Annotated in this window: 7 protein-coding genes; 1 reads left to right on the top strand and 6 read right to left on the bottom strand. The window is 70.0% G+C overall.

Going from position 1 to position 8,240, the window contains the following annotated elements:
- The 5 genes from QZ772_RS18735 to QZ772_RS18715 form a co-directional block, all read right to left on the bottom strand.
- Positions 1–246 (bottom strand): cytochrome ubiquinol oxidase subunit I (locus tag QZ772_RS18735; RefSeq protein ID WP_295529385.1); only part of this gene is annotated, 246 nt, incomplete at its 3' end.
- A gap of 51 nt (positions 247–297) precedes the next feature.
- Entirely contained in the window at positions 298–2,019 is a 1,722-nt protein-coding gene (locus QZ772_RS18730; RefSeq protein WP_295529383.1) for an ATP-binding cassette domain-containing protein, read from the bottom strand.
- A gap of 26 nt (positions 2,020–2,045) precedes the next feature.
- The gene (gene cydD / locus QZ772_RS18725; RefSeq protein WP_295529381.1) at positions 2,046–3,725 is read right to left on the bottom strand and encodes a thiol reductant ABC exporter subunit CydD; all 1,680 of its coding nucleotides are present in this window, start codon (positions 3,723–3,725) and stop codon (positions 2,046–2,048) included.
- Between the two features lie 216 nt (positions 3,726–3,941).
- Positions 3,942–4,178: a hypothetical protein gene (locus tag QZ772_RS18720; protein WP_295529379.1), complete on the bottom strand. Its 237-nt coding sequence runs from the start codon at positions 4,176–4,178 to the stop codon at positions 3,942–3,944.
- Between the two features lie 71 nt (positions 4,179–4,249).
- Positions 4,250–5,020: an IclR family transcriptional regulator C-terminal domain-containing protein gene (locus tag QZ772_RS18715; RefSeq protein WP_295529377.1), complete on the bottom strand. Its 771-nt coding sequence runs from the start codon at positions 5,018–5,020 to the stop codon at positions 4,250–4,252.
- Between the two features lie 151 nt (positions 5,021–5,171).
- Between QZ772_RS18715 and pobA the strand changes: the two genes are divergently transcribed.
- Positions 5,172–6,356 carry a 4-hydroxybenzoate 3-monooxygenase gene (pobA, locus tag QZ772_RS18710; protein WP_295529374.1) on the top strand — a complete coding sequence of 395 codons (1,185 nt, stop codon included), beginning with the start codon at positions 5,172–5,174 and terminating at the stop codon, positions 6,354–6,356.
- A gap of 97 nt (positions 6,357–6,453) precedes the next feature.
- Here the strand turns inward: pobA and QZ772_RS18705 are convergent.
- The coding region (locus tag QZ772_RS18705) for an alkaline phosphatase D family protein (protein ID WP_295529372.1) at positions 6,454–8,240 on the bottom strand (1,787 nt) is incomplete at its 5' end.

The following is an 8,240-nucleotide window of genomic DNA, read 5'->3' as shown; positions in this document are numbered from 1 at the left end:
CCAGTTCATGCCGAACTGGAACTCCATGACGATGCCGGTGGCCACGCCCATGGCGAAGTTGATGCCGAAGAGCAGGCCCCAGAACTTGGTCATGTCGCGCCAGATCGTGCGACCCGTCATGACGTAGACCGTCTCCATGATCGCGATCAGGATCGCGAGCCCGATGGTCAGGGGGACGAAAAGAAAGTGGTAGAGGGCCGTGACTGCGAACTGCAATCGTGAGAGGCCGACGATGTCGAGGTCCATGGTGAGACTCCTTCTGAAATGCTTGGCGTCGGAATGCGGGGGGAATCAGGTTCAGTCGTCGCGCAAGGCGGCGAGTGCGGTGTCGAAGGCAGGCGTGCCGCGCCGCAGGTCGGCACGCAACTCGCCGGCCTCGATGCAGAGCAGGCGGTCGGCGAGCTGCGCCTCGCGGCGCATATGGGTGGCGATGAGCAGCGTGTGACCTTGCGCCCGCGCGTCGAGACGCGCCAGGACTTCGCGGGCGGTGGCGGCGTCGAGGGCCTCGGTCGGCTCGTCCAGCAGCCACAGCGGCGCGTTCTGCAGCAGCAGGCGGGCCAGCGACAGGCGACGCATCTGGCCGCCCGACAGGCCCAGGCCGCCTTCGCCGAGCGGCGTGTCCAGGCCTTGTCGAAGGCGCGCGACATCGGCCTGCATGCCGGCATCGGCGAGTGCAGCGCTCAACTGAGCGTCGGTGGCCTGAGGCGCGGCCAGCTTAAGGTTGTCGCGCAGACTGTCGCGAAAGAGTTCGGGCCGCTGGGTCATCCAGGTGGCGCGCGGCGCGCGCACGCTGCCAGCGGCCGGCGCGAGCTCGCCGGCCACCAGCGCGAGCAGCGTGGACTTGCCGGCGCCGCTGGGACCGATGACCGCCACGCGCTCGCCCGCGCCGATGTGCAGCCAGGGCAACTGGAGCGCGGGCCGGGCGGAACCCTCACGGCGCACCACGGCGCCATCGAGTTGGATGTCGTCGCCCACCAATGCGGCGGCGCCGACCCTCGGCGGCTCGTTGGACGGCGCGGAGGCCGTGGCTGCCACGCCTGCCACGGCGGGCGCCAGCCGGCGCACGGCCAGCCAGGTGCGGCCCGCTTCGAGCGCACCGCGGCGCAACGCCGCCAGGGACTCGGTGGCGGCCAGTGCCGTGAGCAGCAGGAGTGCGGCCGCGGGCACGCCGATGCGGCGCTGCTCCACCAGCCATGCGGCCGCCAGCAAGACACCCACCAGGGTTGTCGTCTGCATCAGGCCGTGAACGAAACTGGCACGGGCTTCCAGCCCCGCCATGTGCAGGTCGGCCTGCGTCAGGCGGGCATCCGCGACGGCAAGTGCGTCGCACTGTGCGCGCAGGCGGCCGGCCATGGCCAGCTCCGTCTGACCCGCCACCAGGTCGGCGGCCCGGGCACGCAGGCGCTCCAGCGCCAGCGCGCGCCGCACGGCCACAGGACGCGCGCGGCGGGCAATCACCCAGGCACTGCCCCAGCCGCCGAGGAGCAGCCAGGCCGCCAGCGCCAGGCCGAGCCGCGCATCATGCAAGCCTGCCAGCAGCCCGGCCATCGCCGCAGCTCCGAGGCTGACCCCCAGAGGCACGGCGATGCGCAGGTAAAGGGAGTCGAGTGCATCGATGTCGGCCGTCAGCCGCTGGAGCAGGCGCGCGGGACGCAGCAACAGGCGCTGCGCCGCCTCCGGCCGCGCCCAGCCGCGCAGCAGCCGCTCGCGCAGGCCGGCCAGCACACCCAGCGTGGCATCGTGCGTGACCAGCCGTTCCGCATAGCGCGCGCCGGTGCGGCCGAGCGCCAGCAGCCGAATGCCGGCGGAGGGCATGAAGACGTCGAAGACCAGCGCTGTCGCCAGCTGCAGTCCGGCCAGCGCCGTGGCCGTGATGAACCAGCCCGACAGGCCCAGCAGGCCGATGCCAGCCAGGCTGGTCACCACCGCCAGCACTGCGCCAAGCCACAGCGCGTTGCGTCGCTGCCCGATGAAGTAGCGGCGCAACACCTGGAGATCGCGGGTGGGGGAACGGGCCATGGCGTCGGCTCCTCGATTCATGGCGCTCAGGCCGCCTCACGCAGCGGCGACGCATGGAGCCGCACGACGCGATCCATGCGCGCGGCCAGGCGCGGGTCATGGGTGGCCAGCACCAGCGTGCGACCGCGGCTCAGCACGAGCAGCGCATCGATGACGCGTTCGGCGGTCTGCGCGTCCAGGTGGGCGGTGGGCTCGTCCGCCAGGAGCAAGCCGGCGTCCTCGTTCACGGCCAGGCGTGCCAGGGCCAAGCGCACCGCTTCACCGCCGGACAGCCCGGCACCGGCCTCGCCCAGGCTCTGGGCCGGGCGGTCCGCTGCCACGTGGGCCAGGCCGGTGAAGTCGAGTGCCTGGTCGATCGCATGAGCTGTCACCTCCGGCCGTCCGAGACTCACGTTCGCGCCGAGCGAGCCGGCAAACACATGCGCCCGCTGGCCCATCCAGCCGATGCGGCGGCGCAGGGCGGGCGCATTCGCCTCGTCCAACGGCATGCCGCCGATGAAGATCTGTCCGGCCTGCGGCGCCACCAGGCCCGCCAGCAGCGACAGCAGCGCCGTCTTGCCCGCGCCGCTCGGCGCCAGCAGCGCCAGGCGCTCGCCGGGATGGATGTCGACGTCGAACGCATCCAGGGTGGGCGACTCGCCGGCATGGGCGAAGCGAACCCCGCGCAGCCGCACGCCGAGCGGACCGGGGGGCACATCGGCGAGGGGTGCGGCCTGCGACGACCGGCCCGGCAGCCTCGGACCGTCGCCTTCGAGGGCCGAAAGCGCCTTCCGTGCGGCCTCGCCAGCGGCGCGGTCGTGCCAGACCGCGGAAAGCTCGCGCAACGGCTCGAAGAAAGCCGGCGCCAGCAGCAGGATGAACAGGCCCTCCCCCAGACTCAACGTGCGTCCCCAACTGCCGAAGTGAAGATGGCCCAGCAGATGGAAGCCCACATACACCGCCACCATGGCCACCCCCAGCGCCGCGAACAACTCCAGCACGGCCGAAGACAGGAAGGCGATGCGCAGAACGGCCATCGTGCGTCCGTGCAGGTCTTGGGCGCTGGCGCGCAGGCGCAGCGCCGTGTGGTCGACCGCGCCCAGGGCGCGCAGCGTGGAAAGCCCACGCAGGCGATCGAGCAGGAAGGCGTTCATGTCGCCCTGCCGGGTCAACTGCGCTTCGGACGCCGCCTGCGCGCGCCGCCCGACCAGCGCCATGAAGACAGGAATCAACGGTGCGGCACCCACCAGGATCAATGCAGCCGCCCAGGACAGCGCACCGACGGCCACGGCAATGGAGGTGGGAACCACCACGAGCCGCAGCCGGACCGGCTGGAAGCGGGCCAGCCAGGGCACGATGGCCTCCGCCTGCTCCGCCAGCACGCTCGCCGCCAGCCCTGAGGCCGGGCGCGCACGATCAAGGGGCGAACCGCTGGCGAGCGCCTCTGACGCCCTCTGCCTGAGCAGCGCCAGCGAGTGGCGCGCGTCCACGACGGACCGGCGCACGCCCCAGGCTTCGAGCGCGCAGCGCAACACGCCCAGAAGCAACAAGCCGCCGGCCAGCGGCACGACGCCCCGCAGCCCACCCCCCTGTGAAAGTCGCTGGATCGTCCAAGCCAGCAGAGCCGCCTGCGGCAGCCACAGCAGCGCCGCCGTCGCTTGCGCCCTGGCCGCCGTCGACCCTGGACCAAAAAGTCGATCCGGATCAACAGTCGTGGATTGAGTCATGGCCAGGCAATCAATGTTGAAATTTCAGTAATTTCCGAAATTTCAAACATGATAGGCCGCCTTGAGGCCGTTGACTCACCTCAAGTCATCAAAGGTCTACTGTGGTTGTAGGGATTCGCGGGAGTGCGAACGCACGCAAAGCGACGTGGCGCGCGGCAGCCAAAGCTGGGGCGGGTCCGCTCCGACCCAAGGTGCTCAGCCGCCGTTCGATCAGGCTCAGGCCGCTTCGGTCTCGCGGGGGAAGCGCTCGATCATCTGCCGCCCCAATGGCGTGATGGCCGTCACGGTGGCCGGCGGCTGGTGGTAGCCGACGAGGGTTCGGACCGGCCGGGGAATCACGGCCTGAACATGGCCAGCCAAGGTCAGCATGCGCACAGCGTCGACGTCACGACCCTCTGTCAACGACACGGGCAGCTGCGTGGTGGCAAGGCGGTGGAGAAGCGACAACGTCATGGGGCCGAAATATGCGGCCGGACGGAAGTTGCCGTCATGCAACAAATTCACACAAAGTGGATTTTTGCGTCTCAAAGTAGCGCGCGCAGTTCCCGCGCCGCCTCTGCCAGCAGGGGCAGCATGCTACGTTCCAGCGCCGGTGGCGGCTGCAGGGCCCCGGACAGCACCAGATTCAGGGCGGCCACCGTACGCCCCTGCATGTCGCGCAGGGGCACGGCCAGGGCCTGAACGCCGAGCTCATGCTCCTCGGTGGCCAAGGCGTAGTCGTCGCGTCGGATTTCGGCCAGCCGCCGACGCAAGTCCGCGGGCCTCGTCAGGGTACGCGGCGTCAACCGCGCCAGGCTGCGCCCCTTGAGCCAAGCGGACAGGGCCGCCGGCGCCATCGCGGCCAGAAGCAGTTGCCCCGTCGATGTCGCGTGGGCGGGCAGCCGTGCGCCCAGATGAAGACCGTAAGCCAGCACACGAGAGGGCGCTCCGTAGGTGCCGCTGCGCGCCACGATCACCACCTCTTCGCCGTCCAGCACCACGGCCGAGAAGGACTCGCCCGTCTGCGCCGACAGCCGATTGAGCGTGGGCTGCAGCGCCCGCGGCAGTCGCGAGGACGCCAGATAGCTGCCGGAAAAGCGCAGGACCCGCGGCGCCATCCAGAAATAGCTGCCGTCGGTTTCGAGGTAGCCCAGGTGCGCCAGCGTGAGCAGATGCCGCCGTGCCGCGGCCCGGGTGAGCCCGGCGCGTTGGGCCGCCAATGTGGCGTTCAGCCGCTGGCGTTCGGTGTCGAAACTTTCCAGCACGGCGAGGCCTTTGGCCAAGCCTTCGATGAAGTCTGCTTTGGCGATGGTCATGACGCAGGTCCGCAAATAGGGATTGTTGCGCGATCATCGCGCAAAGCAGCGATTCATCGCGCGAGACGGCTGCAGCGACTCGATAAATCGGTATCCCGTTTTCTACGCTTCGGGCCATCCGTTCTTGCTTTCGAATCAGGAGACGACTCCCATGCGCACCCAAGTCGCCATCATCGGCGCCGGCCCGGCGGGCCTGCTGCTCGGCCAACTGCTGCACGTTGCCGGCATCGACAACGTCATCGTCGAACGCCAGACCGGCGACTACGTGCTCGGCCGCATCCGAGCCGGCGTGCTCGAGCAGGTCACGATGGACCTGCTCAAGAAGGCCGGTGTCGATGCCCGTGCGCATGCCGAAGGCCTGCCGCACCATGGCATCGAGCTGCTGTTCCAGGGCCAGCGCCACCGCATCGACATGCATGCACACACGCATGGCCGGCAGGTCATGGTCTATGGCCAGACCGAGGTCACCCGCGATTTGATGGACGCCCGCGCCGCCGCCGGCCTGAGCACGATCTACGGTGCGGCCAATGTCAGCCTGCACGACTTCGACGGCGAGCGCCCCCGCGTGCGCTACGAGAAGGACGGCACCACGCACGAGCTCGAATGCGACTTCATTGCCGGCTGCGACGGCTACCACGGCGTGAGCCGGGCCAGCGTGCCGGCCGGCGCCGTCAAGCTCTACGAAAAGATCTATCCCTTCGGCTGGCTGGGCATGCTGGCCGACGTGCCGCCGGTGTCCGACGAACTCATCTACTGCAACACGCCGCGCGGCTTCGCGCTGTGCAGCATGCGCAGCCGCACCCGCAGCCGTTACTACGTGCAGGTGCCCGTGGAAGAAAAGGTCGAGAACTGGAGCGACGACGCCTTCTGGAACGAGCTGCGCCTGCGCCTGGACCCGGAAGGCCGCGAGCGCCTGGTGACAGGCCCCGCGCTGGAGAAGAGCATCGCCCCGCTGCGCAGCTTCGTGGCCGAGCCGATGCGCTTCGGCCGGCTTTTCCTGGCGGGCGATGCGGCGCACATCGTGCCGCCCACCGGCGCCAAGGGCCTGAACCTGGCCGCCTCGGACGTGGGCTACCTGTACCAGGCGCTCGAGCGCTACTACGGCGAGCAGCGCAGCAGCGCGGCGCTCGACCGCTACTCCGACCTCTGCCTGCGCCGCATCTGGAAGGCCGAGCGCTTCTCGTGGTGGTTCACCTCGCTGATGCACCGCTTTCCGGACACCGGCGACTTCGGCCAGAAGATCCAGGAGGCCGAGCTGGACTACCTGGTGCACTCGCCGGCCGCCTCGACCTCGCTGTCCGAGAACTACGTCGGGCTGCCGCTGGAATCGTTCTGAGCTCGGCTTGACCGGGGTGCGGCCGCCGATCGGGCAGGCAGGCCCTTCGTTCAGCGTCGTACCGCGGGCACGACTAATCGCACGCGCTCCAGGTTTCCTATAGCGTGACCTGAAGCGTCTGCACAGTCTGGCGCGCTGCCTCCAGCCCGCGCAGGTGGAAGTCCAGCGACAGCGTCCAGTGCCCGCCGTGCGCCTCGCGCTGGCGCACGGCCAGCCAGCCCTCCCCGTCCCAGGCACCGAGTCCGGACACCCGCACTTCCAGTTCTTCGCCGATCGAAAGGCGCTCGTCGGTCATCACCGTTTGTGCCAGCGAGTTGGCGAAGCGCATGGGGGCGTGAAGTGGCGGCGCCACGATGGCCAGCCCCTGCAGCGTGGGGCCGATGTGCAAGCGGGCCGCCGCCGCGCAGTGGTAGTCGCTGGAGAGCAGCACCACGTTCTGGATCTGGTGCTGAACCAGCAGCTCGAAAAAGCGTCGCCGGTCGCCCGGCGACATCTGCCAGCTGTCGGACTGGCGAGGCGACGGCTGACCTGCCGACTCGCGCAGGCCCGGAGCGATCACCGAGCCGGACATCACCCATTTGGGCGCATCGCCGTGGTCACGCTGCTGGGCGCAGAGCCATGTCGCCAGCAGCGCCCAGGCGGTCTCCGACAGGATGGTGCGTGTGCCCAGACGGCGCGCGCTGCGGGTGTCCAGCATGAAGGCCGAAATGCCGCCGCAGCGGAAAGCACCGTGGTGCTGCAGATCGTCGGACGCGGCAGGATTTCCACCGAATGGATCGACGAAGGGATCGGGCCCGTGCGCGCGCTGGAAGGCGCGATAAGCCGTGCGCGCCGTGCGGGCGCGCCAGAGGCCGTTGCGGCCCAGATCCAACTGCTCGCGCGTCCAGTTGTCGACGATCTCGTGATCGTCCAGCACCATGTACAGCGGCAGGCGCTCGGCCAACGCCCGGAAGCCCGGCGAGCCCATCGCGTCGCGGTAGCGCGGCAGGATGCGTTCCAGCTCCGAAGCCGTGTCGAATAGCCCGGCCCGCGCGTCGGCGTAGACCTGATCGCCCAGCATGGCCATGAAGCGGGCCTCGCCGGAGGCCGCGTGGGCCGCCACCAGCGCAGCGAGACTGCCGTCGGAGCGGGCCGTCTCGAAGCCCGAGATGCCAGGATGCCTGCAGGCCGCGGCGTAGAAGGTGGTGTCCGTATCGGCGTGGCGTCGCAGCGCTTCGGGCACCTGCAGCCGCGCCTGTGCAAGCGTGGCCAGCTCGCGGGCCACACGTGACAGCGTGGCGGGGTCGGCGCTGCGCGCCGCGCTGGAGCGGCGCGCCAGTTCGTCGCCCAGCCTGCGAATCAGGGCGTCCGCAAAGTCCTTGTCCAGGAGATCGCCCTGGCCGCTCACAGGCCCGACCAGATGGTCGTTGACGAAGGGGACCTCCTCCGGCGCCGACTCTTCCGCCGGAAGCTCCACCCGGTACACCGTGGGCGCGATCTGTGCGGACGTCGACGCCGACGCGTGTGCCCGCGCGGACCTTGCATGGGGCCCTTGCGTCCCCGGTTGCGCCGAGCGCTCCAGGCCGGCTGCCGCAGGCCCGACCATGCCGGCAGAAGGCGGCGTCATCTCGCCTGTCCCTCGGCCGGTGATGGCCGCAAAGTCGAGCCGGGCCTGGACGAGCTCCCGCGCCTCCGGATTCCAGCGGGCGCCGTCATCGGGCGGCCGCACGCGCGCGGCAGCGGCGGCACCCGCCAGCACCATGCCGGCACCGGGCGACGCGTTTCCATCGAAGGTGTAGAGCCCGAAGACGTCGATGTGCACGTCCGTCACGTCTGCTGGCAGCACCACATCGGCAACCAGGATGCTGAGTGGATAGGCCGTGCCTGGCGGCGCCAGGGCGTCCG

It is taken from the genome of uncultured Pseudacidovorax sp. (assembly GCF_913773995.1).
Lineage (GTDB): Bacteria > Pseudomonadota > Gammaproteobacteria > Burkholderiales > Burkholderiaceae_C > Xenophilus.
This window is presented reverse-complemented; position numbering and strand designations above follow the sequence as displayed.